The 25,441-nt window shown below is 56.4% G+C and carries 21 protein-coding genes and 1 pseudogene; 8 read left to right on the top strand and 14 right to left on the bottom strand.

Annotated features, from left to right (window positions below; all coding sequences use genetic code 11):
• Positions 1-141 precede the first annotated feature (141 nt).
• Complete coding sequence (locus ACWKXN_RS09140) at positions 142-1,086, top strand: LysR substrate-binding domain-containing protein (RefSeq protein ID WP_248180062.1); 945 nt, start codon at positions 142-144, stop codon at positions 1,084-1,086.
• Between the two features lie 55 nt (positions 1,087-1,141).
• On the opposite strand, the gene ACWKXN_RS09135 is transcribed toward ACWKXN_RS09140, so the two are convergent.
• The gene (locus tag ACWKXN_RS09135) at positions 1,142-2,251 is read right to left on the bottom strand and encodes a porin OmpC (protein ID WP_454543677.1); all 1,110 of its coding nucleotides are present in this window, start codon (positions 2,249-2,251) and stop codon (positions 1,142-1,144) included.
• 629 nt (positions 2,252-2,880) lie between these two features.
• Entirely contained in the window at positions 2,881-3,759 is an 879-nt protein-coding gene (gene yddG, locus ACWKXN_RS09130; RefSeq protein WP_182931942.1) for an aromatic amino acid DMT transporter YddG, read from the bottom strand.
• Between the two features lie 221 nt (positions 3,760-3,980).
• Between yddG and fdnG the strand changes: the two genes are divergently transcribed.
• From fdnG to fdnI, 3 genes are read left to right on the top strand one after another with little or no spacing between them, the layout of a single operon-like run.
• Positions 3,981-7,028, top strand: coding sequence for a formate dehydrogenase-N subunit alpha (gene fdnG / locus ACWKXN_RS09125; protein ID WP_454543778.1), 3,048 nt, complete (start codon positions 3,981-3,983; stop codon positions 7,026-7,028).
• Positions 7,029-7,039: 11 nt separating this feature from the next.
• Positions 7,040-7,924 (top strand): formate dehydrogenase subunit beta, encoded by an 885-nt coding sequence (gene fdxH / locus ACWKXN_RS09120; protein ID WP_454543676.1) that lies wholly within the window; start codon positions 7,040-7,042, stop codon positions 7,922-7,924.
• Positions 7,917-8,573 carry a formate dehydrogenase-N subunit gamma gene (fdnI, locus tag ACWKXN_RS09115; protein WP_047060941.1) on the top strand — a complete coding sequence of 219 codons (657 nt, stop codon included), beginning with the start codon at positions 7,917-7,919 and terminating at the stop codon, positions 8,571-8,573. Before fdxH ends, fdnI begins: the two co-directional genes overlap by 8 nt.
• Before the next feature lie 51 nt (positions 8,574-8,624).
• On the opposite strand, the gene ACWKXN_RS09110 is transcribed toward fdnI, so the two are convergent.
• The 3 genes from ACWKXN_RS09110 to ppk2 all read right to left on the bottom strand — a co-directional run bounded on the left by ACWKXN_RS09110 (position 8,625) and on the right by ppk2 (position 10,057).
• Positions 8,625-8,948 carry a CcdB family protein gene (locus tag ACWKXN_RS09110; protein WP_454543675.1) on the bottom strand — a complete coding sequence of 108 codons (324 nt, stop codon included), beginning with the start codon at positions 8,946-8,948 and terminating at the stop codon, positions 8,625-8,627.
• Positions 8,948-9,136, bottom strand: coding sequence for a type II toxin-antitoxin system CcdA family antitoxin (locus ACWKXN_RS09105; protein ID WP_048981265.1), 189 nt, complete (start codon positions 9,134-9,136; stop codon positions 8,948-8,950). Before ACWKXN_RS09105 ends, ACWKXN_RS09110 begins: the two co-directional genes overlap by 1 nt.
• 102 nt (positions 9,137-9,238) lie before the next feature.
• A complete protein-coding gene (ppk2, locus tag ACWKXN_RS09100) occupies positions 9,239-10,057 on the bottom strand; it encodes a polyphosphate kinase 2 (protein ID WP_033145639.1) in 819 nt (272 codons plus the stop codon).
• 261 nt (positions 10,058-10,318) lie between these two features.
• Here ppk2 and ACWKXN_RS09095 point away from each other — a divergent pair, with 261 nt between their 5' ends.
• The 3 genes from ACWKXN_RS09095 (at position 10,319) to araJ (ending at position 12,558) form a co-directional block, all read left to right on the top strand.
• Positions 10,319-10,687 carry a hypothetical protein gene (locus ACWKXN_RS09095; RefSeq protein WP_182072888.1) on the top strand — a complete coding sequence of 123 codons (369 nt, stop codon included), beginning with the start codon at positions 10,319-10,321 and terminating at the stop codon, positions 10,685-10,687.
• On the top strand, positions 10,687-11,193 hold the full coding sequence (locus tag ACWKXN_RS09090) for a YbjP/YqhG family protein (RefSeq protein WP_211438091.1): 507 nt from the start codon (positions 10,687-10,689) through the stop codon (positions 11,191-11,193). Before ACWKXN_RS09095 ends, ACWKXN_RS09090 begins: the two co-directional genes overlap by 1 nt.
• A gap of 189 nt (positions 11,194-11,382) precedes the next feature.
• Positions 11,383-12,558, top strand: coding sequence for an MFS transporter AraJ (araJ, locus tag ACWKXN_RS09085; protein WP_454543674.1), 1,176 nt, complete (start codon positions 11,383-11,385; stop codon positions 12,556-12,558).
• Between the two features lie 6 nt (positions 12,559-12,564).
• On the opposite strand, the gene ACWKXN_RS09080 is transcribed toward araJ, so the two are convergent.
• The 6 genes and pseudogenes from ACWKXN_RS09080 to ACWKXN_RS09055 form a co-directional block, all read right to left on the bottom strand.
• Entirely contained in the window at positions 12,565-13,656 is a 1,092-nt protein-coding gene (locus tag ACWKXN_RS09080) for an alkylhydroperoxidase domain protein (protein WP_058840965.1), read from the bottom strand.
• Positions 13,657-13,666: 10 nt separating this feature from the next.
• Entirely contained in the window at positions 13,667-14,656 is a 990-nt protein-coding gene (locus ACWKXN_RS09075; RefSeq protein ID WP_182931946.1) for a putative FMN-dependent luciferase-like monooxygenase, read from the bottom strand.
• A pseudogene (locus ACWKXN_RS09070) lies at positions 14,653-15,528 on the bottom strand (ABC transporter ATP-binding protein); the annotation flags it as partial. The pseudogene ACWKXN_RS09070 and the gene ACWKXN_RS09075, both read right to left, overlap by 4 nt.
• A 162-nt stretch (positions 15,529-15,690) precedes the next feature.
• Positions 15,691-16,635, bottom strand: coding sequence for an ABC transporter permease (locus ACWKXN_RS09065; protein ID WP_454543673.1), 945 nt, complete (start codon positions 16,633-16,635; stop codon positions 15,691-15,693).
• A 10-nt stretch (positions 16,636-16,645) separates the two neighbouring features.
• Positions 16,646-18,265 carry a TIGR04028 family ABC transporter substrate-binding protein gene (locus tag ACWKXN_RS09060; protein ID WP_454543672.1) on the bottom strand — a complete coding sequence of 540 codons (1,620 nt, stop codon included), beginning with the start codon at positions 18,263-18,265 and terminating at the stop codon, positions 16,646-16,648.
• 136 nt (positions 18,266-18,401) lie between these two features.
• The gene (locus ACWKXN_RS09055) at positions 18,402-19,604 is read right to left on the bottom strand and encodes an NAD(P)/FAD-dependent oxidoreductase (protein WP_096151095.1); all 1,203 of its coding nucleotides are present in this window, start codon (positions 19,602-19,604) and stop codon (positions 18,402-18,404) included.
• Positions 19,605-19,734: 130 nt separating this feature from the next.
• Here ACWKXN_RS09055 and ACWKXN_RS09050 point away from each other — a divergent pair, with 130 nt between their 5' ends.
• Positions 19,735-20,241 carry an RrF2 family transcriptional regulator gene (locus ACWKXN_RS09050; protein WP_096151094.1) on the top strand — a complete coding sequence of 169 codons (507 nt, stop codon included), beginning with the start codon at positions 19,735-19,737 and terminating at the stop codon, positions 20,239-20,241.
• Positions 20,242-20,284: 43 nt separating this feature from the next.
• Here ACWKXN_RS09050 and adhP read toward each other — a convergent pair whose 3' ends face one another.
• From adhP to ACWKXN_RS09035, 3 genes are all read right to left on the bottom strand, one after another.
• Complete coding sequence (adhP, locus tag ACWKXN_RS09045; protein ID WP_033145630.1) at positions 20,285-21,295, bottom strand: alcohol dehydrogenase AdhP; 1,011 nt, start codon at positions 21,293-21,295, stop codon at positions 20,285-20,287.
• A gap of 196 nt (positions 21,296-21,491) precedes the next feature.
• Positions 21,492-23,204: an ABC-F family ATP-binding cassette domain-containing protein gene (locus tag ACWKXN_RS09040; RefSeq protein ID WP_454543671.1), complete on the bottom strand. Its 1,713-nt coding sequence runs from the start codon at positions 23,202-23,204 to the stop codon at positions 21,492-21,494.
• Positions 23,205-23,628: 424 nt separating this feature from the next.
• Positions 23,629-25,326 (bottom strand): NAD-dependent malic enzyme, encoded by a 1,698-nt coding sequence (locus tag ACWKXN_RS09035; protein WP_039262819.1) that lies wholly within the window; start codon positions 25,324-25,326, stop codon positions 23,629-23,631.
• Between the last annotated feature and the right edge of the window lie 115 nt (positions 25,327-25,441).

Below are 25,441 nucleotides of genomic sequence, written 5' to 3'. Positions count from 1 at the left end.
GGCTACCATCCGATAAATGAATTTAATTGTAAAATACACATATATTATTTCTTATGATAAACCGCTATTGTTTTATCTTAATGATTTATATAAAGATAATGTAATCGCGTTCTCTGGTGAAAAGCCTAAAGAAATCAACATATGAATAAAACAGAACAATCGGCGGGTTTGCCTGCGTATGCAGACAGCCGTCTGGCAAACGATCCGCCGCTTCGGGCCGTCCGTGCCTTTGAGGCCATCGCCCGGCTGGGCAGCGTCACGCTTGCCGCGCAGGAGCTGGATATCTCACCGTCGGCGGTCAGCCATCAGCTCAAGGTGCTCGAAGGGTATCTGCAAATGCCGCTGACGGAACGTCAGGGGCGCAGGCTGGTGCTGAGCCAGCATGGACGTGAATATTACCGTTCGATCCGTGCGGCATTTAACGTGCTGCGCCAGGCAACGGAACATCTGGCCGGGCAGGCGCAAACGCGTCAGGTCACCATCAGCCTGATCCCGCTTTTTGGCATGGGGTGGTTTATCCCGCGTCTGCCTGATTTTATGCGTGCCAATCCGCAGACCGAGATCAACGTAGTGTATGCCAACCATCGTAACTATCTGAGCGATGCGTCGGATATGTCGATTCGTTTTGGTAACGGCCAGTGGGCGGGCTATCAGAGCGAAAAGCTGATTTCCGGACAGATGGTGCCGGTGTGCAGCCGCGCGTTTTTGCGCATTCATGGCCATATCGACACGCCTGAGCAACTGCTGCAAATGCCGCTGCTGCATGATGAAGAGCGCACCACGTGGCCGCAGTGGTTTCTGCTGCAGGGGGTAAAACGAGCTCTGCGGCGCAGCGGCCCCCTGTTTGAAGACGGGCTGTTAACGCTGGCGGGCGTGCAGGCCGGGCTGGGCTGTGCGCTGATGCGCGAGCCGCTGATCGCGCCTTATCTTGAGAGCGGCGAGCTGGTGAAGATATTTGACTTACCCATTGATGACGGGCGCGACTATCACCTCTGCGTGCGTTCGGATTCGGAGATGACCGAGGACGGTAAGTTGCTGCAAAACTGGCTGCGTCGGGCGGCGAGCGGGGAGCCGTCAGCCGGGTAAAAGTGACGGATAAAAAAAAGCCAGCTTATTCAGCTGGCTTTTGTACAGACAAGATTTAGAACTGGTAGGTCAGACCCAGCGCAACGATGTTGTCGGTACCGATGCCTGCCTGGCGAGTGAACTGGTTGTCGTCGAGCAGGTTGATTTTGTAATCCACGTAGGTGGACATGTTTTTGTTAAAATAGTAGGTTGTGCCAACATCGATGTATTTAACCAGATCCTGGTCGCCGAAGTTCTCGATGTCTTTACCTTTAGACTGCAGGTAAGCAATGGATGGGCGCAGGCCAAAGTCGAACTGATACTGAGCCACAACTTCGAAGTTTTGCGCCTTGTTTGCAAAACCGTAGATGTCGCTGCGATTACCGTTAGAGGTACCGAAGCGGGTTGCGTTATAGGTCTGAGAGTACTGTGCAGCAAGGTAAATGTTGTTTGCGTCGTATTTCACACCACCGCTGTACACTTCAGCGCGGTCGCCTTCACCGTATACGCCAGCCGCATTCTGGTCAGCGGTACGACGTGAAGAGGACATTGCGCCACCCACGCTGAAACCTTCACCCAGATCGTAAGTCAGGGACGCGCCGTAACCGTCGCCGTTCTGGTTCAGCAGGCTGCGACCGCTGGTGTTTTCACCGCTTACGCTGCCGTTTTTGCCCTGATACTGCAGAGCAAAGTTCAGGCCGTCAACCAGACCAAAGAAGTCCTGGTTACGGTAGGTCGCAACGCCGTTTGCACGAGACTGCAGGAAGTTGTCGGCACCGTAGGTGTCGCCGCCGAATTCTGGCAGGACGTCGGTCCAGGAGGTCACGTCGTAAATTACGCCGTAGTTACGACCGTAATCAAAGGAGCCTGCTTCAGCAAACTTCAGACCTGCAAACGCCACACGGGTCCAGGACTGGTTGTCGCCTTCGTCTTTGTTACCCTGAATCTGATATTCCCACTGGCCGTAGCCGGACAGCTGGTCGTTAACCTGGGTTTCGCCCTTGAAGCCGATACGCATGTAGGTTTTATCGCCATCTGCGCCAGCGTCATCAGAGAAATAGTGCAGACCTGTTACTTTACCGTACAGATCCAGATTGTTACCGTCTTTGTTGTAAATTTCGGCAGCGTTAACAACGCCTGCTGCCAGCATGGAAGTGACTGCCACTGCAACTAATTTAAGTTTCATCTTAAATGTTCCTTATAATTTTTTTGAGTATTTCCTGAACCACTGTGAACGATTTCTAAACGAGGCTGCTCGTCAATGGCATGCTATTTTTAAAAATCTCGTAGTCTTATTTCAATAATAAGTTTCAAAATATTAGAGATAATTTCAATTAGTGTGATCTCGATCGTGCAAAAAGGCGATTATTCAAACAATGCGATCGAGTTTCATACGATTAATAATTATGTGTTCTGCGGGGCTATTGCTATCGCTATAATTTCTGCGTGTTTTAGTCTATTGCGTTAGATTTCGGTATTATCGATGCTTTGAGGGGGTTGTTATTACTGTTTTGACTTAATAACAGTAGGTTAGGGGTAGATCGCGACGTATATTGCGAATATTGCCATGAACACGTCAGAAATGAATTACTGCACTTAATGCTATCCATGACGTTAATATTCGCAGTTAATTAATTCCATAGTGTTGTCAGTTTGTGTCAATTATCTTTTCTGCCGTTTACAGAAGGCGGCAAATATAAACCGAATTTAAACGGAAATGCGATAATTATGATAAATATTCTGAGGAGCGATCACACTTTAAATTTATGTTAATTATGTTGCCGGACTGAAATTCGCCCGGCCGTTAGAGAAGCATTATTTTCTTGTTGCGTACCAGCAGAGCAACGACCCGGCGCAGACCATTAGCGCGCCTTGCCAGAACGAGAATGAGAGAGGCGAACTCAGCACTGCGGCGGCAAGCGCGGCGGAGAGGACAGGGGTAAAATAGGATACGGCAGCCAGTACCGTGACGTTACCGTGAAGGATGCCAATATTCCATGCGGCGTAACCAAACCCAAGCGCGATACCGCACATGACGAGTTTCACGACCACCGGAAGCGTGAACACCATCTCGGGCTGATCGCTCAGGAAATATTTCACCCACAGGCTCAGCGCGGTCAGCAAAACAAACAGGGTAATGCCGTTTTGTCCTTTCGCAAATTTGCTGGTGACCGTGCAGTAGGCGGCCCAGATAAATGCCCCGGCAAACGCCAGCGCGTAGCTCAGCGGGCTGAAAACGATATTGCGGGTTATTTCATCGAGATGTAAACCCTGTTCACCGCCCAATACCCAGCATACGCCCAGCAATGAGATGGCTAAGCCGGGGATCACCCACAGGGTCGATTTCTGCCCGTTGAACAAGATGGCAAACACAATGGTCAGGCTCGGCCAAAGGTAATTGACCATGCCCACTTCAATCGCCTGCGATCGCGTTGCGGCATAGCCCAGCGACAGCGCCAGGCATATTTCGTAGCTGACAAATAAAACGCTGCCGGCAATAAGATAGCGGGGCGAAAACCGCCTGATATCAGGAAATCCTACCGTCACCAGACACAGTAATCCGCTCAGCGTGTAGATCATTGCCGCACCGCCTACCGGGCCCAGTCCCTCACTCACGCTGCGAATAAGGCCGACCATGGTGCTCCATAACAGTATTGCCGCCAGCCCAATAAGCGTTGCTCTCTTTCTGTCCATTACTCCGCCATTGCAATAAAAATCAGAGGAAAAATGTATCGCATTCATCCTGACGCTGTCGCCAATTATTCTCTTAAACCGTTAATCAAAAAGGAGTATTTAAAGGTTCCGGGGGTGACTATTAAGGGGGTGAAGGCAGATGACCTTGATTTGACGCAAAAAAATCAGGGGCTTTGCTGTTAGTTTGCGGCGCGAAGTCTTATATGAAAACGAGGACAACAATGGACGTCAGCCGCAGACAATTTTTTAAAATCTGCGCGGGCGGTATGGCCGGAACAACGGCAGCCATGCTGGGATTTGCTCCCAAAATGGCGCTGGCTCAGGCACGCAACTATAAGCTGCTGCGCGCAAAAGAGATCCGTAACACCTGCACATACTGCTCCGTAGGTTGTGGGCTTTTGATGTATAGCCTGGGCGATGGCGCGAAGAACGCCAGAGAAGCGATTTACCATATTGAAGGGGACCCGGATCATCCGGTGAGCCGCGGGGCGCTTTGCCCGAAAGGGGCGGGGCTGCTGGACTACGTTCACAGCGAAAACCGCCTGCGCTACCCGGAATACCGCGCGCCGGGTTCCGACAAGTGGCAGCGTATCTCCTGGGATGAGGCCTTCTCCCGTATTGCCAAATTAATGAAAGCCGACCGCGACGCCAACTTTATTGAAAAGAACGCCCAGGGCGTAACGGTTAACCGCTGGCTTTCCACCGGGATGCTGTGCGCCTCTGCGGCGAGTAATGAAACCGGCATGCTGACGCAAAAATTTGTGCGCTCTCTCGGCATGCTGGCGGTAGACAACCAGGCGCGCGTCTGACACGGACCAACGGTAGCAAGTCTTGCTCCAACATTTGGTCGCGGTGCGATGACCAACCACTGGGTTGATATCAAAAACGCTAACGTCGTGGTGGTGATGGGCGGTAACGCCGCGGAAGCCCATCCGGTGGGGTTCCGCTGGGCGATGGAAGCGAAAAACAACAACGATGCGACGCTTATCGTCGTCGATCCGCGCTTTACGCGTACGGCATCGGTGGCCGATATCTATGCGCCGATCCGCTCCGGTACGGACATTACGTTCCTGTCCGGCGTGCTGCTGTACCTGATCGAAAACAACAAAATTAACGCGGAATACGTTAAGCACTACACCAACGCGAACCTGCTGGTGCGGGATGATTTTGCCTTCGATGACGGGTTGTTTAGCGGCTATGACGCCGAAAAACGCCAGTACGATAAAACGTCCTGGAACTATCAGTTCGATGAAAACGGCTACGCGCTGCGTGATGAAACCCTGACGCACCCGCGCTGCGTGTGGAACCTGCTAAAACAGCACGTTTCCCGCTATACGCCGGAGGTGGTGGAAAACATCTGCGGCACGCCGAAAGCGGACTTCCTGAAGGTGTGTGAAGTGCTGGCCTCCACCAGTGCCGCAGACAGAACCACCACGTTCCTCTACGCGCTGGGCTGGACGCAGCATACCGTCGGCGCGCAGAACATCCGCACCATGGCGATGATCCAGCTGCTGCTCGGCAACATGGGGATGGCGGGGGGCGGCGTAAACGCGCTGCGCGGGCACTCCAACATTCAGGGGCTTACCGACCTCGGTCTGCTCTCCACCAGCCTGCCGGGCTACCTGACGCTGCCGTCGGAAAAGCAGGCGGATCTGCAAACGTATCTTGAGGCCAATACGCCGAAAGCAACGCTGCCGGATCAGGTGAACTACTGGAGCAACTATCCGAAGTTCTACGTCAGCCTGATGAAATCCTTCTACGGCGACGCGGCGCAGAAGGAGAACGACTGGGGCTTTGAGTGGCTGCCGAAGTGGGACCAGGCTTACGACGTCATCAAGTATTTCAACATGATGGATAAGGGCAACGTCACGGGGTATATCTGCCAGGGCTTTAACCCGGTGGCCTCCTTCCCGGACAAGAACAAAGTCGTTCGCAGCCTGAGCAAGCTGAAGTACATGGTGGTTATCGATCCGCTGGTGACCGAAACGTCAACCTTCTGGCAGAACCACGGGGAATCGAACGATGTCGATCCGGCGTCGATTCAGACCGAAGTGTTCCGCCTGCCGTCCACCTGCTTTGCGGAAGAGGACGGTTCAATCGCTAACTCTGGCCGCTGGCTGCAGTGGCACTGGAAAGGCCAGGACGCTCCGGGCGAAGCGCGTAACGACGGCGAAATCCTGGCCGGGATTTACCATCGCCTGCGCGAAATGTACCGCACCGAAGGCGGCAAGGGCGCTGAGCCGCTGCTGAAGATGGGCTGGAGCTACAAGCAGCCTGACCATCCTGAGTCAGAGGAAGTCGCCAAAGAGAACAACGGCGTGGCGCTGGCGGATCTCTATGACGCCAGCGGCAACCTGGTGGCGAAGAAAGGCCAGCTGCTGAACAGCTTCGCGCTGCTGCGCGATGACGGCACGACGGCGTCGTCATGCTGGATCTACACCGGCAGCTGGACGGAGCAGGGCAACCAGATGGCCAACCGCGACAACGCCGACCCGTCCGGGCTGGGCAATACGCTGGGCTGGGCATGGGCGTGGCCGCTGAACCGTCGCGTGCTGTACAACCGCGCGTCTGCAGACGTAAAAGGCAAGCCGTGGGATCCGAAACGCATGCTGATCCAGTGGAACGGGGCGAAGTGGGCGGGGAACGATATCCCGGACTACAACACCGCCGCGCCGGGCAGCAACACCGGGCCATTCATCATGCAGCCGGAAGGGCTGGGACGCCTGTTTGCCCTCAACAAGCTGGCGGAAGGGCCGTTCCCGGAACACTACGAGCCGATGGAAACGCCGCTCGGCACCAACCCGCTGCATCCGAACGTGGTCTCCAGCCCGGTGGTGCGTATCTACGAAGACGACGTCCTGCGCTTAGGTAAAAAGGACAAGTTCCCGTACGTAGGGACGACCTATCGCCTGACCGAGCATTTCCACACCTGGACCAAGCACGCGCGGCTTAACGCCATCGCGCAGCCGGAACAGTTTGTGGAGATCAGCGAGACGCTAGCGAAGGCGAAAGGCATCGCCAACGGCGACCGCGTGAAGGTGAGCAGCAAGCGCGGCTTTATTCGCGCGGTGGCGGTGGTGACCCGTCGTCTTCAAAGCCTGAACGTGCACGGCCAGCAGGTGGAAACCGTCGGGATCCCGCTGCACTGGGGCTTTGAGGGCGTGGCGCAGAAAGGCTACATCGCCAACACCCTGACGCCAAACGTCGGCGATTCCAACTCGCAAACGCCGGAGTACAAGGCGTTCCTGGTCAACATCGAGAAAGCGTAAGGAGCGATTCAATGGCGATGGAAACACAAGACGTTATCAAACGCTCCGCGACCAACCCGATTACCCCCGCGCCCCGCGCGCGGGACTACAAGGCAGAGGTCGCCAAGCTTATCGACGTCTCCTCCTGCGTGGGCTGTAAGGCCTGCCAGGTGGCCTGCTCGGAGTGGAACGATATCCGCGACGAGGTGGGGCACTGCGTGGGGGTCTACGACAATCCGGCGGATCTGAGCGCCAAATCCTGGACGGTGATGCGCTTTAGCGAAACCGAGCAGAACGGCAGGCTGGAATGGCTCATCCGTAAAGACGGTTGCATGCACTGTGAAGATCCGGGCTGCCTGAAGGCGTGCCCGTCTGCCGGCGCGATTATTCAGTACGCCAACGGAATCGTCGACTTCCAGCAGGACAACTGTATCGGCTGCGGGTACTGCATCGCGGGCTGTCCGTTTAATATCCCGCGCCTCAATAAAGAGGATAACCGGGTATACAAATGCACCCTGTGCGTGGACCGCGTCAGCGTCGGACAGGAGCCTGCCTGCGTCAAGACCTGTCCGACCGGGGCTATCCACTTCGGCACCAAAAAAGAGATGCTGGACGTGGCGCAGGCGCGCGTGGACAAGCTGAAAGCGCGCGGCTACGAGAATGCGGGCATTTATAACCCGCAGGGCGTGGGCGGTACGCACGTGATGTATGTGCTGCACCATAACGACCAGCCGGAGCTGTACCACAACCTGCCGAAGGCTCCGGCGATCGATACCTCCATCAACCTGTGGAAAGGGGCGCTTAAACCGCTTTCGGCGGCGGGCTTTATCGCCACCTTTGCCGGGCTGATTTATCACTACATCGGTATCGGGCCAAACAAAGAGGTGGATGAGGACGAGGAGGAGCATCATGAGTAAGTCGAAAACGATCGTGCGCACGAAGTTTGTTGACCGCGCCTGTCACTGGACGGTCGTGATTTGCTTCTTCCTGGTGGCGGTGTCGGGGATTTCGTTCTTCTTCCCGACGCTGCAGTGGCTGACCGAAACCTTCGGCACGCCGCAGATGGGGCGCATTCTGCACCCGTTCTTCGGCGTGCTGATTTTCGTGGTGCTGATGTTTATGTTCGTGCGCTTTGTCCACCACAACATCCCGGACAGGCAGGATATCCCGTGGGTGAAAGGGATCGTCGAAGTCCTGAAGGGCAACGAGCATAAGGTCGCGAAGGTGGGGAAATACAACGCCGGGCAGAAGATGATGTTCTGGACCATCATGAGCATGATTTTTGTGCTTCTGGTGACCGGCGTGATTATCTGGCGTCCGTATTTTGCGCACTATTTCCCGATTCAGGTGATTCGCTACGCGCTGCTGATCCACGCCACCTCGGCCATCATTCTGATCCACGCCATCCTGATCCATATGTATATGGCGTTCTGGGTAAAGGGATCGATTAAAGGGATGATTGAAGGGAAGGTGAGCCGCCGCTGGGCGCAGAAACACCACCCGCGCTGGTATCGTGAAGTGGAACGACTGGAAGCGAAACGGGAAAGCACGGAAGGAATGAAGTAAGACCTGCGCCGTCGGCTTTGCCCGGCGGCGCTGAGTTTGCGCGGGCCTACGTTATGTATTGGTCACTAACGCATCTATCGCCGCGATAACAGTACTTCTCGCGCTGCGAAGATTACATACATAATCTTTATTATTTAGTTTCTGTTTTTCCACGTGTGTTATGCTAGCGGTGTTAAGGAAATATCGCTCGAAATCAATATTCACTAAAGGCATCGCGGCATTGATATGTCCACGTAGATAACTATGGTAGCTCAATGGAATAATCAGTCTTGTTGATAAATCATCATAATAGTCATGTTGAATTATCATAAAATAAGGCTGGTAGTCCCGTGTTCTTTCTGAAGGGTTACGGTAAATGTCAAACTGAAAGCACATTAAATCCCTCCAAAGAAAGGATCGTCTGATAATAATCCCGCTTTAGCCGTAAATTCATTTATGGCTTTTATGAATTTTTTATCTTGCTGACGATCTCGTCTTCGAGCCTCTGGTGTCCGGGCTTCACGGGAGACTCCACTCGCTATGCTCTCCCTTTTGCCATAGTCTTTGCTTCGGTTTGGCTTCATTTGTATCTCCTTTGTTGGTGCGGTCATTATCAACCGCAGCCAACAAAAAACAATACCGTATCCCCTGGTAATCTACATTCTGCGAGGCGTATTCCAGTAATTTCAGAACCGCTCCTCCACATACCGGAACGGATATTTTGTGGGTTTGACTTTACCAATTTTACGTTTCGGTAAATCCACTTTTTCGACGTGAATTTCTTTATAGGGAATTTGGGTGAGCAGGTGCGAAATAATATTCAGGCGCACGCGTTTTTTATCTTCTGAACGCGCTACAAACCACGGCGCCCAGGCGGTATCTGTCGCTTCAAACATGGCGTCGCGCGCGAGGGTATACTCGTCCCACAGGTTAAAGGATTTAATATCCATCGGCGATAGCTTCCAGATTTTACGACCATCGTTAATACGGTCGCGCAGGCGGCGCTCCTGCTCTTTAGGCGTGACCTCCAGCCAGTACTTCAGCAGGATAATCCCGGCATCCACCATCGCTTTTTCCATCACCGGCGCACCATCTAGAAACTTTTCAACCTGCTCGGGGGTGCAGAATCCCATTACCCGCTCGACGCCCGCGCGGTTGTACCAGCTGCGGTCGAAAATGACGATCTCCCCGGCGGCAGGCAGATGGGGAACATAACGCTGAAAATAGAGCTGGGTTTTCTCTTTCTCGGTGGGTGCAGGGAGGGCAACAACGCGAAACACGCGAGGGCTGACGCGCTCGGTGATCGCTTTAATGGTGCCGCCTTTACCCGCTCCGTCGCGTCCTTCAAAAACAATACACACTTTTAGCCCTTTGGCGACGACCCACTGCTGGAGCTTAACCAGTTCAACGTGGAGGCGACGTAGCTCTTGTTCATACTCTTTGGTCTTTAACGGAGCATTCTTTACGACATCAACAGCGACACTGGTTTTCTTTTTGCTTCCCATGATGGTCATCCTCAGATTGTCCGGCGCGGAAAAAAGCGAGGCCGCACTATGAAGTGTAATCCACCTGATATTATACGTATTGTTTTTAGGTAATTAATTTAACAACACTTTTTCAAGCAGTTACTTAGGTATTCACGAAGGTGCTTAGCACCCGTTCCCCTTTTAGAACGTCACGGATGCGAAAAATCAGCACGTTTAATCCCACACGCTAAATGTGGTTAGCGTGATAATTTCGTTCTTATTTACTTAAAGGAACTAAGAATGAGTTGGAATAAAGAAGCTGCGGTTTCGTATCTCCGTTCACACGCTCTGGGGCACTCTCATAGTGAATGTGCGAAGTTTACCCGCCTGGCCATTCTGGCTGGAGGCGTTAAGGTGCCGAACACAGATTATGCAAAAGATTATGGGGCGCAGTTATTACGTGCTGGGTTCAGTGAGCTGCCGCCCGGTTCTACTTTAATTTCTGGCGATGTGGCTGTGATACAGCCGTATTCTGGCGGAAATGGCATAGGTCACATGACTATGTATGACGGTACGCAGTGGATTTCTGACTTTGTTCAAAAAAGCATGTATCCGGGGCCTGGGTACCGCAAAATGCAACCATCCTTTAAAATTTACAGGATGCACTGATGCAAAGGGTATTTTTATCATTCGTTATGCTGCTGGTGGGATGTAGTTCTGCTGCCCGTCAAGATCAGAGTGCGCAAGACGCTACCGAATCATTTTATAAATCCTATCTTTCCGCATTCGGCAGCGATGAAGCCAGGCCTTATCCTGCCGACGCACTGCGAAAATATGTTTCTGCTGATACTATTGCTCGCATTAGCGCCATTCAGGAAATCTCTGAACAAGAGTTAATCGAATCTGATTATTTTACGTATACCCAGGATTACTCTCGCGATTGGATACCTGCGTTACGAGTGGGAAACGCAAGGCCATTTTTAAACGGTGAAGTAGTCCAGGTCATTGAGGGGGCGGGTGATGGAAGAAGCATACATCTTGAAGTCTTTCTTCGTCGTGAAGGAGATGCATGGAAAATCTACCGCGTTCGTGACGTAACGAACAATCACGAGCACCCAATTTTCAATGCTGGCGCTATTACACGCGCTAAATCAGCGGCAGAAAGCGAACTGTAAAAGCTAAACCTTAAATCCTTTGAAGCCCTGACACCAGTCGGGGCTTTTTGTTTGCCATTCCCGCCGCGTAGCAATTGGAGAAAACTCCTGAATTAATGGATTAACCTGCCAGCCATCGGATTTGAACTGGCTCACCATACAAGATTATTCAATAATGTCCGTCGCGTGTGATTAACCAGTGGTTGAAGTATGAAAAAGACAATTTTTTCGTTGGCGCTTGGCACATTTGGCCTGGGAATGGCCGAATTTGGCATTATGGGCGTGTTAACCGAGCTGGCACATGACACCGGTATTTCGATTCCCTCCGCCGGGAATATGATCTCGTTTTATGCGTTCGGCGTGGTGATTGGTGCCCCGATTGTGGCGCTGTTCTCAGGCAAGTTTTCGTTAAAAACCACGCTGCTGTTTCTGGTGGCGATGTCCGCTGTCGGCAATGCCCTGTTCACGTTTTCCACGTCCTATTTCTGGCTGGCGGTGGGGCGGCTGATTTCCGGCTTTCCGCACGGGGCTATTTTTGGCGTCGGGGCGATTATCCTGTCTAAAATTGCGCCTCCGGGTAAGGTGACGGTCGCGGTGGCTGGGATGATCGCCGGCATGACCGTGGCCAACCTGATGGGCGTTCCGCTGGGGACCTGGCTCGGGCACCAGTTTAGCTGGCGCTATACCTTTTTTCTGATTGCCGTGTTCGATGCGCTGGTGATCCTTTCGGTTCTGCTCTGGGTGCCGGACATCCGCGACACATCAGAAATCAAATTAACCGAGCAGTTCCACTTTCTGAAAAAACCAGAACCCTGGCTGATCTTTGCCGCCACCATGTTTGGCAACGCCGGGGTGTTCGCGTGGTTCAGCTTCGTTAAGCCGTTTATGGTCAACGTCTCCGGTTATTCAGAAGGGATGATGACGGCCATCATGATGCTGATGGGGCTTGGCATGGTGTTGGGCAATCTGATGAGCGGTAAGCTCTCGGGGCGTTTTAGCCCGCTGCGCATTGCGGCCACCACCGACATGGTGATTGTCGCCTCGCTGCTGCTGCTTTTCGCCTTTGGTGAACTGAAAACGGCCTCGCTGATCATGGGCTTTATCTGCTGTGCGGGGCTATTTGCGCTCTCTGCGCCGCTACAAATTCTGCTTCTGCAAAATGCGAAGGGCGGTGAGATGCTGGGGGCGGCAGGGGGGCAGATGGCGTTTAATCTCGGCAGTGCGATTGGCGCGTACTTTGGCGGAATGATGATTGTCCTCGGCTTTAGCTGGCGTTACGTCACGCTGCCGGCGGCAATACTCTCTTTCTCGGCCATGAGTGCACTGCTGATCTACGGCCACCTGCGGGCCAGGCGGGCTCAGGCTAACGCTCGCGCGCTAGCCTGACAGGCTTCAGGCAAGCCAGGGCTCACCCAGGGTCAGCATCAGACGGTTGGCCCAGGCGAAGAACGCGGCGGATTGCACCAGATCGAGCTGCGCTAAGGTATCCAGCCCCTCTTTTTCCAGCGCGGCAAGGTGCAGCGGCGTGGCGGCAGGCGGCGTGACCGACAGCGCCGCCGCAAAATCGATTTCCGCCTGCCAGCGTGCGGATTGCCCCTCGCTCAGGGACCGCCCCGGCCTCACGGCCAGCAGGGCCTCTACCGCCGCGTCATCCTTTGACAGCTGGCTGGCTTTGCGCGCATGGACAGATGCGCAGTAAATGCAGCCGTTGATTTTACTGGCTACCGTTGCGGCCAGCTCGCGCTCGGCGCGCGGCAATCCCCCCGATGTATAAAAAATGCCTTTATCCGTTAACGTGCGCTGTTCAAGCACCGGCAGGTTGCGCGCCAGCAGGCGGAAGTACTCGGAATCGGTATGGCCAAATTTCGCCAGGATGGCAACCTCATCGTCACTGAAATCCGCCAGCGGTTTGGCCGCTATCCACGGTTCCCATCCCAGCTCCTGCTGGGTGAACGCGACGGGGGCCGCCTTTCCAGTGACCGTTGTTGCGGTCGTGTGCCAGATGCCTGCCGCCACCGGCGCATCGCTTTTGGCGACGGGCCTGTCATTCAGCAGCCGCAGCCCGGTGATGAGTCGGCTCTGGAAGCTCACAAACGCAATAAGCTGCGCCAGGGTAACAATGCCTTCCTTGCTCCATCCCGCCTGGGTCAGCGCCCTTAACGCTGCGGGCGTCGCTTCGACGGGGGAGAACGTCAGCAGCCGCGCGAAATTCAGCGCCGGGGTCAGGCGTTCTGAGGTGGGATCGGCCAGGCCAAACCCCGCATAGTGCGCGGCCAGCGCCTCCGCGCTGTGCCACCTGGCGACTTTTGCCGCCACGGCGAAGCGCTCGTCGAGTGCAAAATCAGCATCCTGCTGGCTAAACAGGATTTCGTAGCTGCCCTGCGCGTGGCGCGTGGCGGCATCACGCGTGGCGCGCGCCTCTGCCAGAGGGGAACCGGGTTTTATTTCCGCCAGCTCGGCGAGAATGTCCTGACTTAACGACATAGGTGTCTCCTCAAAGGATGTGGGGGGCAATACGTTCGGCGATCAGTTCGATGGACCGCAGCGTGTCGCGATGCGAGGGTTCGACCGAATGGACCTGGAATGAGATATCCGTGGCGCGCCTGAGAATGGAATCAGCATTCAGCGAATGCAGCACCGTGTCGGGCGAACCAATATGCGCGTCAAACTGGCGGCGATAATCAGTGACGTTGTCACCTTTAACCACGTGCCCGGCAGCGCGATGCTGCTGGGCCTGTTTCGTGAGGCCCGGCGTTGCGACCCTGAGCGCATAGTCGTCGCTGTCGGCGACGAACGCCGTACGGGAGGCCAGAATGCGCGGTGCGATGCCCGCAGGCAGCGCCTCAAGGTAGGCATCCACAATCGGGTTCTGGATCTCGTCGAGCGTTAAATCCAGCCGATCTGCCGGGCGCGGCTGCGTGCGGGAGAGCATTAAACCGTGTCCGGCCCGGGCGGCGCGAACGGCTCCGTCAACAGAGAAGGTGGCAATCCAGATACGGTCGGCCAGCTGTGGCGCAGGCGGGTAAAGGTGGTTATCCGGATGGGTAAGCGAATCCCCGCGCCAGGCGCTTTGGATCACATGCAAATGGTCAGCAAACGCCGCGCCGCGCTCCTCGAACGTCAGTCCGAACGGCAGAAATGAGGTCGGTGTGCCGCCCGAACCAAAACCGATCTCAAGACGGCCATCGGCGAGTAAATCGAGCACGGCGGCATCTTCCGCGACGCGCAGCGGGTTTTCCATCGGCAGGGTGATGATGGCCGTGCCCAGCCGGATGGTTTCGGTATGCGCGGCTACGTGCGCCAGAAACAGCAGCGGCGACGGCAGGCCGCCTTCACTTTCGTGGAAGTGGTGCTGGGCAATCCAGGCGCTGTCAAAACCGTGGCGTTCGGCGTGGCGGATCTGTTCAGTTGCCAGACGATAGCGCTCCTTCGGCGCAGCGTCGTCAAGCAGGCGGGTAAAAAATCCCAGGCGTTTTCGCGTCATGCGAACTCCTCCGTAGCGGGTGAAAAATGGGGAATGGCGTCAATCAGCTCGCGGGTATAGTCGTTCTGCGGCGACGCGAATAAGGTTCCGACGTCGCCCTGTTCGACCACCTGACCGCCGCGCAGCACCGTGACGCTGTGGGCGATCCGGCGGACAGTTGACAGATCGTGCGTGATAAAGAGGTAGGTCAATCCCAGCTGCTGCTGCAGCTGCTGAAGCAGAGCCAGGATCTGCGCCTGCACGGTGACGTCCAGCGCGGAGGTGGCTTCGTCCAGCACCAGAATGGTCGGCTCCAGAATCAGCGCCCGGGCGATGGCAACGCGCTGGCGCTGTCCGCCTGAAAGCTCCCGGGCGGTGCGGGTCAGGAATTCGACGGGCAGGGCAACCCGCTGCGCCACCGTCTCCACCCGGAGCTTTCGCTGCGCCTTACTGAGGCGAGAAAAGTTCTTCAGGGGCTCCTCGATGATCTCGAACAGCGTCTGTCGCGGGTCGAGAGAGGCAAACGGGTTCTGGTAGACGAACTGGATCTTCTGGCGCAGCTGACGGCGGGCCTCGCGGCTGAGCGCGGTGGCATCAATATCATCAATGATGACCTGTCCGCTGTCGGCCTGTTCAAAACCCAGCAAAATACGGGCGAGGGTGGTTTTCCCGGAGCCGGATTCACCGACCAGCGCATGCGTGCTGCCGCGCTTGACGTCAAACGTCACCCGATCCAGCGCCTGAAGCTGATGACCTTTGCCCAGGGAGAATTGCTTGCTGATGGCGCGGGCGCGAATGGCCGGCGACGCGAGCGGGAGACCGGCTACCGGGGCGATGGTCAGGCGCTGGCCCTGGAGATCGCTCAACAGCTGGCGGGTGTAGGCGTGCTGCGGCGATGCCCTCAATCGGGCTGTAGTGGGTTAACAGGCCGGGCGCTACGGCGGCAAAAGCGGCGAGAATAATCACCCCCCACGCCAGCCACAGTCCCGGTTGCCATTCCACGGCCTGCCAGGCTGGAACGCGTTTTCGCGCGGCGGCAGCGTAATCGACCAGACTCATGATGCACCTCCGGTAACGGTTTGCAGACGGGGATCCAGCAGCGGCATCAGCAGATCCACCAGCAGATTGATCAGGACAAAACCGAGGGCGGAAATCATCACTACCGCCTGAAGTACGGCGATATCCTGGTTATTCACCGCCTGCTGGGTCAGCTGTCCGAGCCCGCTGCGGCCAAAAACGGTTTCGGTGATCAGCGCCCCGGCAATCAGCTCGCCCAGCAGCAGCCCGGCAATGTTCAGGACCGGCAGCAGGGCGTTGCCGGTCACGTGACGCCACAGGACGGCGGTTTCACTCAGCCCTTTGGCACGGGCGACGGCGACAAAAGGCTGCGTCGCCACCTGGTCCAGACTGCGCATCAGAATTTGCGCCTGCGGGGCGGAGATCGGGATCGCGACGGTCACGATCGGCAGGATCAGCCCCTGCAGCGGCGTCGGGTTAATCACCGGGATCAGCCGCAGCTGAAAAGAAAAGAGCTGGATGAGGGCAATCCCCAGCCAGAACGTCGGTAAGGAGATAAAAAGGACCGGCAGAGACTGAAGGGTATTGCTCAGCCAGCGCAGACCCGGCAGACGCGATGCAAAGGCCAGCGCAAAGGCCAGCAGGACCGCGAGTACAAACGCGGGCAGGGCGAGGCTCAGGGTATCCGGCAGATTGCTGGCAATCAGCTCGCTGACCGGCACGCCCGCCTGTAGCGAATAGCCGAAATCCCCGCGCAGCATTGCCAGCAGCGTGTGGCCGTATTGCTGCCACAGCGGGCTGTCCGCGCCGTAGGCCACGCGCATCTCCTCGATTTGCGCCGGGCTTAAGCCCAGGTCCGGGTTCTGAAATTTAATCAGCACCGCGTCGCCCGGCAGCACCTGGAGCAACACGAACGAGAGGGTAAAGGCGGCCCACAGTACCAGCAGCCCGTGCCCAAAGCGTTGAAGAAGTGCGTGGCGCATCGTCAGCTCCTCAGTGTTTCTCAATCCACGCGCCGTAGAACGACGGGCGGCCTACCGCTTCAAAATTGACGCCTTTCAGCCACGGCGCACCGGCAAAGACCTGCGGCTCTTCGAAAATCGGAATGACGTAGGCGTTATCCAGCAGGTAGCGCTGGGCGTCCCCCGCCAACTGCAGGCGTTTTTGCGGGTCGACCTCAGCCGAAATGTTCACCAGCAGCGCATTCAGCCTGTCGTCACGGAAGTTTTTGACCTTGTCGCTGGATCCGCCTTTTTGCAGCAGCGCGTCGCGGTTAGCCGGGTAGAACATGCTTTTCACCACGTCCGGATCGGCGCGGCCCACTTCGGAGACGGTTAACGGGGTTTTCAGCGGGTCAAGGTTATCCAGCGTGCGGCTGCCTGCGTCTCCGGCTTTGACGCTCAGCGCCACGCCCACCTGGCGCCATTGCTGGGCAACCAGCTGCAGCACCTCTTTGTTTTGCGGCTGCGGCAGGGATTCATACACCGTCAGCGCCAGACGTTGGCCGTCTTTGGCGCGGATCCCGTCGCCGCCTGCTTTCCAGCCCGCCTCGTCCAGCAGCTGGTTGGCTTTTGCCGGGTCAAAGGTCAATTTGTCGCTGAGATCGACAAAGCCTGCGGCGGAACCGGCAATCACCGACTTCGCCTGCGGATAGTTGGCCGAGAAGAGGGTCTCGACCACCTGTTTTGCATTGGTGGCATGCAGCAGCGCCTGGCGAACGCGAATATCGGAGACCAGCGGGTTATCCGGGCGGAAGCTGATGCTGTCGTTCACCCCGCGCGTCGGGGCGGCGTAGATCTTATAGCCCTGATCGGTCGCCTGCTTTTCGTCATACGCCTGCACCTGGCGAATAAAGTCGGCCTGACCCGCCAGCAGGGCGCCGACGCGCACGCTGTCTTCCTGGGTCACGATAAACTTGATGCCATCGAGATTGGCTGGCCCCTGTTGCGTCAGGTTTTTCGGCCCCCACTGGTAGTCTTTGCGGGCTTCGAGCGTCACTTCACGACCCAGCTTCTCGTCCTTCACCACAAACGGGCCGGAACCAATGATGTGGCGGGCATCTCCCAGCTCTTCGAAGTTGCGCTTCAGCGTGCTGAGCGAGACCAGCCCCGAGCCAATGGTGGCGGTGCCCTGCAGGAACCCCGGCGACGGTTTTTTGAAGTAGAACTTCACGGTCAGCGGGTCGATGACTTCGCTGCGATCGTAGTTATTGATCACTTCTGACACCGGCAGGCGCTGCGCCTTGTTGCCTAAACCGTAGGTATCAAAGTTTTTCGCCACGGCGTTGGCGTCCAGCGACGTGCCGTCGGAGAAGGTGATGCCGGGACGAAGCTTAAAGGTGTATTCGGTTTTATCGGCGTTGGTGGTCCAGCTTTCGGCCACCCAGGGTTCCACCTGCAGCGTTTTTGGGTTCTGCCACGTCAGTTTGTCGGTGATTTGATTCAGAATGCCGCCGTTCGGGTAAAAGCCACCGGCAGGCGGATAGAGGTTGGTGTGCGCCTGTTGCTCCAGATAAATCAGCGTGCCGCCTTTGACGGGCGCATCTGCGGCCCAGGCTGCGGTTGTCGCCAGAATCAGCGCCGTCAGCAGCGGCAGACGAAATGGGGTTTGCATGGTGAATTCCTTTGTTATCTTCTTGTTAGCGTCGGATTCATCATCGGGCGCGGGGGAAAACAAGGGAACAAAGGAATTAAGATAAGGATTGCCGGAAAATGGCTATAAAAAAACCGCCCCGTTAGCGGGGCGATGGCTAAACGAATTTCGCCAGCGGGTCGGCGGCGGCAAATGCGACCGTTTTGTCTGCTGCTGGCGGATAGATCAGCTCGTTCGTGATGGCGATTTTGATCTTCTTCGCCTCGTCGCGGACGGATTTAACGGCCTGTTCCCAGCCCTCGGTATAGACCGCGCCCCACGCGCCTAAATCCAGGCAGGTAACATAGTTCACCTGACGATAAGGATATGGCGCGATTTTTAGCAGGCTGGCTGCCGCGTTGTGTCCGGCAAATTTTCCAAGCTGGATCGCGTGCTGGCAGGTCATCAGCGCCGTGTTGCCCGCATCGTCTGTTTTGGCGTGCGCCATGTCGCCCGTTGCATAGATGTCCGGATGGGCTGGAACCTGCAGCGACTCGGTAACGATAAGTCGCCCCTGGCTGTCACGTTCACCGTCAATCTGCTGGCTAAGGGGGTTGGCCTCGACGCCTGCCGTCCAGACTACGGTAGTGGCGGCAATACGTTCGCCATTTTTTAATGTAACGCCGTTTGCATCGATGGCTTCCACCTCACTGTTAAGACGCCATTCAACGCCCAGCTCGTGGCTTGCGTCTTCAATGGTCTTGCGCAAGGCTTCGCTGTAACGTCCACCGATAGCTGTACTGCGCTCAACTACGATGATTTTAATCCTGGTATCCTCACCTAATCTGGAACGAAGCCGGGCAGGGAGCTCGGTCGCCAGCTCAATGCCGGTGAAACCGCCGCCGCAGACCACAACGGTGTTACGTTCCGGGGAGGCAGGCCGTGAAGCCAGTGAATTCAGGTGCTGCTCAAATACCTGCGCCGATTCCAGCTGGTCGATATCAAATGCGTATTCGGCAAGCCCGGCAATGGGAGGGCGTTTGGTTTGGCTACCCGTCGCCAGCACTAAACGTTCGTAAGTCACCGGGGATGTTATCCCCTGATTATCACGCCATATCACCGTTTTTGCATCAGGATCAATATGTTCTGCGCTTCCGGCAATGAATTCAATATCCAGCTCAGCGAACAGTTCTGTCAGCGGCGCGACTAGCGTTGATACCTTTTCTTCATAGAAGCGTGGGCGAACGCGCAGCTCAGGAACGGGCGCCAGCACGGCAATCTTAAGATTGTCTTTTCCTTCCAGCGCCGACAGGCGAGCGGCACTGACCGCAGCCCACATACCGGAAAAGCCGCTACCCACAATTAAAATTTGCTTTTTCATACTCGATCCTTTTGATCGCCAGGCTCTGTTCCTGACATAACTGCTACTATACTTGTCGGAGTTAACTGCGACAACTTCTTTCTGAGTTAAAAATCGTTATAATGGCCCGAACAGCAAACTGGGGTTAAGCATGGCGTTTTACAGTTCCGGTGTGGAATACGGCATTCACAGCCTGATGTGTATGGTGGATGCGAAGGGCAATGAGCGGGAGATGAGCGTCAGGGAGATGGCTGCCCTTCAGGGCGTGCCGTACGATTATCTTGGTAAAATATTCACCCGCTTGTCGCGTGCCGGTCTGGTCATCAGTACGGAAGGCAAGGGTGGGGGCTTTCAGCTGGCGCGCCCGGCGGAACTGATCACCGTGCTGGACGTAACGCACGCCATAGACGGCGAGAAAAATATGTTTGAGTGCAGGGAGATACGCCAGCGGCTGGCCGTGTTTGATGAAACGCCGCCTGCCTGGGTATGTGACGGTCCGTGCGGGGTACGTTCGGTGATGGACAGCGCGCAGCAGAGAATGGAAGAGGAGTTAGCACGGCATACCATTCTCGATCTGGCGCGCAAAATGTATCGAAAAGCACCGGACACGTTCCAGATTGAGGTTCAGGAGTGGATTTCGAACCGGCGTTCGTCGTAACAGTAGGCCGGGTAGGGCAAAGCCGCTACCCGGCGATAGTTTTTTACGAGCGGAGATCAATGACCATACGGCCGCGGATCTGGCCCTGTTCCATCTCTTTAAAGATGGCGTTGATGTCCTCGATTGGACGCATCGTGACTTTCGGCACCACCTTACCTTCAGCGGCGAACTGGAAGGCTTCCTGCAGATCCTGACGGGTGCCGACCAGCGAACCCACCACCTGGATGCCGTCCAGCACCAGACGCGGAATGTCGAGGCTCATCGCTTCCGGCGGCAGGCCAACCGCGACCACGCGGCCACCGGCACGCACGGCGTCAACGGCGGAGTTAAAGGCCGCTTTTGCGACGGCAGTGACGACTGCGGCATGCGCGCCGCCGGTTTTCTCCTGCACAATTTTCGCGGCGTCTTCGCTGCGGGAGTTGATGGTTAAATCCGCACCCATGCTGGCCGCCAGCTTCAGCTGTTCGTCGTTAACGTCGAGAGCGATGACTTTGGCGTTAAAGACGTTTTTGGCGTACTGCAGCGCAAGGTTGCCCAGACCGCCCAGACCGTAAATCGCGATCCACTGGCCTGGTTTGATTCCGGACACCTTCACCGCTTTGTAGGTGGTAACGCCGGCGCAGGTGATGCTGCTGGCCGCAGCGGATTCCAGACCGTCCGGCACTTTTACGGCGTAATCCGCGGTGACGATGCACTCTTCCGCCATGCCGCCGTCAACGGAGTAACCGGCGTTTTTCACGTCGCGGCACAGGGTTTCGTTGCCGGTATTACAGTATTCGCAGTGGCCACAGCCTTCAAAAAACCAGGCCACGCTTGCGCGGTCGCCGACTTTCAGCGACTTCACGCCGGGGCCGACTTCTTTTACGATACCAATCCCTTCGTGGCCCAGGATAACCCCGGTTTTATCGCCGAAATCACCGTTCTTCACGTGGAGATCGGTATGGCATACGCCACAGCATTCCATCTTCAGCAGGGCTTCCCCGTGCTTTAGCGGGCGTAAGGTTTTTTCGGTGATATTGACCTGATGATCCTGAGTGACAACAGCAGCCTTCATGTGTATCTCCTTGTTCATGATGAGTATCTGCATAGCAGGTGTAATACTCCTCAAGGATTAGTGGTTTGGCGCTGTAATGCAAGGCAACGGCAACATAATGTCATTATTTAATCCATTTTCAGAATAAGAATACGGCGTTCCTCTAATAATTTAGGGGGAAAATACTGGCCCGACGAGAGACTCGCCGGGCGCAGACTTACAGCTGTGCCTCTATCTCCTCAATCTCTTTACGCCATTGCGCCTGCAGCTGCGGCTTTTGATGCTTCGGCTTACGCGCCAGATCGTCTTCCAGCAGCGCTTCCAGCGCGACCAGCCGTTCGAGCAGATCGTCATACGGTGAGGGTTGAACCGTCGCCGCGTCGATGGCGGGCGCGGTGGATGTCGCCAGCCCCGCGCTTTCACGCAGGCGCTCAAACACCGCTTCTGCATCGTGCCACTCGCTCAGCTTTCCCTCTTCAATCAGCCAGAAACGGTTGCAGCTTTGGCTAATTAACTGACGGTCGTGGCTGACCAGCAGAACGCCGCCTTCAAACTGCTGAAGGGTTTGCGCCAGCGCCTCTTTGCCTTCCATGTCGAGGTGGTTGGTCGGCTCATCCAGCATCAGCAGGCTGTAGCGGGCAAGCGTCAGGCCAACGAACAGCAGGCGCGAGCGCTCGCCGCCGCTGAGCGTGCTGACCGTTTGCCCGTGACGCGACCACGGGAAACCCGCGCTTATCAGCGCCATTTTGCGGTTCTGCGGATCCGGTGCGAAAGGCTCCAGCGCGTCGAGCAGCGTGGCGTTGTCCGCAAGCTGGTGAAGCGTCTGGTCGTAATAGCCTGGCGACACGCGCGGATGGATTTTCAACCCGTAGTCTGCGGTCTCATCTGCAAACTGTTGCCAGATAAGCCTCATCAGCGACGATTTGCCGCAGCCGTTACGACCGACAATCGCCACGCGATCGCCGCTTTTTAGCCGCGCCATTTCGATGCTGAATAACGCCGGCAGGCCAGGTGCAGGAGGAACGTCGAGATTCTCCATTTCCAGCAAACGGTCGGCCCGCAGCGCGTCGCCGCGCAGGGTTAACGTCCACGGGCTGCCTGCCGTGAGCGCCGTCTGGCTCTCCTTCAGCCGTTCGACCTGTTTTTCCATCTGTTTGGCTTTGCGGGCAAGATCTTCGTTGTCGTAAACCTTGCCCCAGGTCGCCAGCCGCTTCGCGCTGGCGGACACGCGGTCGATCTCCTTTTGCTCCGCCTTGTGGCGCTGCGCGTCGCTTTCATCCTTTGCTTCAAGCGCCTTGCGGGCGGCCGTGCAGGGAAGGGCGAAGTAGTGCAGCGTTTTATCGCGCAGGATCCAGCTGCCGTTAGTGACGGCATCCAGCAGCTGTCGGTCGTGCGAGACCAGCACGAAGCTGCCTGACCAGTTCTGCAGAAAGTGTTCCAGCCAGAGCATGGTCGGCAAATCAAGGTGGTTGCTGGGTTCATCGAGCAGGAGCAGATCCGGCTCGTGAATCAGGGCCCGCGCCAGCAGCAGGCGCGTGTGCTGTCCGCCGCTCAGCGTGGCGGATTGCAGCGCCATATCCTGCGGCGTGAAGCCCATGCCTGCCAGCAGCGTTTCGGCTTTCCAGCGCAGGCTATCGCGCTCGGCTAAAGGCAGCTGTGCGAGTACGGCATCCAGCATGGTCAACGGGAAAATGGCGTCCGGGAGATGTTGCTCCACGCGCGCCATCAGGCAGTGCCCGGCCAGCGAAACCGTTCCGGCGGCGGGGGAGTCAGTGCCGTCCAGCACCTTCAGCAGCGTGCTTTTGCCGCAGCCGTTGTCGCCCAGCAGGCCAATGCGGTCGCCTTTTTTCAGCGTAAAGGAGAGTGAGTCGAAGAGCGTGCCAAACGCCGTATCAACGCGTAAAGATTGTGCAGTGAGTAAAGTGCTCATTGTTGCTTACCCAAGAGTTACAGGCATGTTTATGCCTCGTCAAACATCGCTGACGATAACTCAGTAAGCCCGAGAGAAGGGATTTCAGGGGTTGGTGTCTTCGCTCAAGCAGAAGTTATCGCAGCACGATACCGATAACGCTTGAGCTGGTGCGATCACCAAATGTATGTGAAACATTGAAAATTTCACAGTACAGCATAATTGGCCTCCTTATATATTCAGTAGGTTAATGGATGAAGGGAGTGTAGCGGGGGAAAGGGGGTTTGGCTAGTGGGTATTCAATGGTGCGGTCTGATGCCCTCACCCTAACCCTCTCCCACAGGGAGAGGGAAAACACCCCGCCCGTAGGCCCGGTAAGCGAAGCGCCACCGGGCGATTGGGCCGCACTGCGTCTCCCTGTGGAAAAGGGAACGGTCAAAGCGAATTAAATCGAGGTACGACGATAGCTGCGGTATTCAGGTTTCCAGAAGTTGTCGTCGATGGCCTGCTGCAGCGCGTCGGCAGAGGTTTTCACCGCCACGCCCTGCTGCTGCGCCATTTTACCTACCGCGAACGCGATAGCGCGCGACACCTTGTGAATGTCTTTCAGCTCCGGCAGCACCAGCCCTTCACCGTTGTTGACCAGCGGCGAGTAGCCCGCGAGGGTTTCGCTCGCCGACATCAGCATTTCGTCGGTAATGCGGGACGCGCCGGAGGCGATCACGCCCAGACCAATCCCCGGGAAGATGTAAGAGTTGTTGCACTGGGCGATCGGATAGGTTTTATCCTTCCACACCACCGGGTCGAACGGGCTGCCGGTCGCGACCAGCGCGTTACCTTCGGTCCAGGCGATGATGTCCTGCGGGGTCGCTTCCACGCGGGAGGTCGGGTTGGAAAGCGGCATTACGATAGGGCGTTCGCAGTGCTTGTGCATCTCGCGAATGATCTCTTCGGTGAAGAGACCGGTTTGCCCGGAAACGCCGATCAGAATATCCGGCTTCACGTTGCGCACCACGTCCAGCAGGGAAAGGACTTCGTTGTCGGTATCCCAGTTTTTCAGGTTATCGCGCTTCTGCACCAGCTTGTTCTGGAACGGCAGCAGGTTCGGCATAGCGTCGGTCAGCAGGCCGAAACGGTCAACCATAAAGACGCGGGAGCGGGCCAGCTCTTCGCTTAAGCCTTCGCGCTGCGTCTGGGCGATGATCTGCTCGGCGATACCACAGCCCGCAGAGCCTGCGCCCAGGAAGACGATTTTCTGGTAGCTCAGCTGGCTGCCGGCTGCGCGGCTGGCAGCGATAAGCGTACCCACGGTCACGGCCGCGGTGCCCTGGATGTCGTCGTTAAAGGAGCAGATCTCATCGCGATAGCGGTTCAGCAGCGGCATCGCGTTTTTCTGCGCGAAGTCTTCAAACTGCAGCAGAACGTCCGGCCAGCGGTGCTTCACGGCCTGGATGAAGTCGTCGACAAACTGATAGTACTCGTCGTCGGTAATGCGCGGATGGCGCCAGCCCATATAGAGCGGATCGTTGAGCAACTGCTGGTTATTGGTCCCGACGTCCAGCACCACCGGCAGGGTATACGCCGGGCTGATGCCGCCGCAGGCGGTGTAGAGAGAGAGTTTACCGATTGGGATCCCCATCCCGCCAATGCCCTGGTCGCCGAGGCCGAGAATACGTTCGCCGTCAGTCACCACAATCACTTTGATATTGTGGTTTGGCACGTTCTGCAGAATATCGTCCATGTTGTGACGGTTCTGATAGGAGATGAAAACCCCGCGTGAACGACGGTAGATCTCTGAGAAACGCTCGCAGGCCGCACCCACCGTCGGGGTGTAGATCACCGGCATCATCTCTTCGAGATGGTTCTGCACCAGGCGATAGAAGAGGGTTTCATTGGTGTCCTGAATGTTGCGCAGGTAGATGTGCTTGTCGATTTCGGTTTTGAAACCCTGATACTGGATCCACGCGCGCTCCGCCTGTTCTTCAATGGTTTCAACCACTTCGGGCAGTAAACCCAGCAGGTTAAAGCTGCTGCGCTCTTCCATGCTGAAGGCGCTGCCTTTGTTGAGCAGGGGGAATTCGAGTAAAACCGGTCCGGCGTATGGGATGTATAAGGAACGATGTTTTTTCAGTTTGTTGTCCATGTCACTCACTCTTTTTATGAAGATCCGTCCCTGACACTGCTGTTTGTCATCTTTCTGGCCTGTGCGATGGGGTGCGGTCATGCGGTATTATAAAGGAGCTAAATATTAATTACCG

This window comes from Enterobacter sp. UPMP2060, from assembly GCF_053709655.1.
This window is presented reverse-complemented; position numbering and strand designations above follow the sequence as displayed.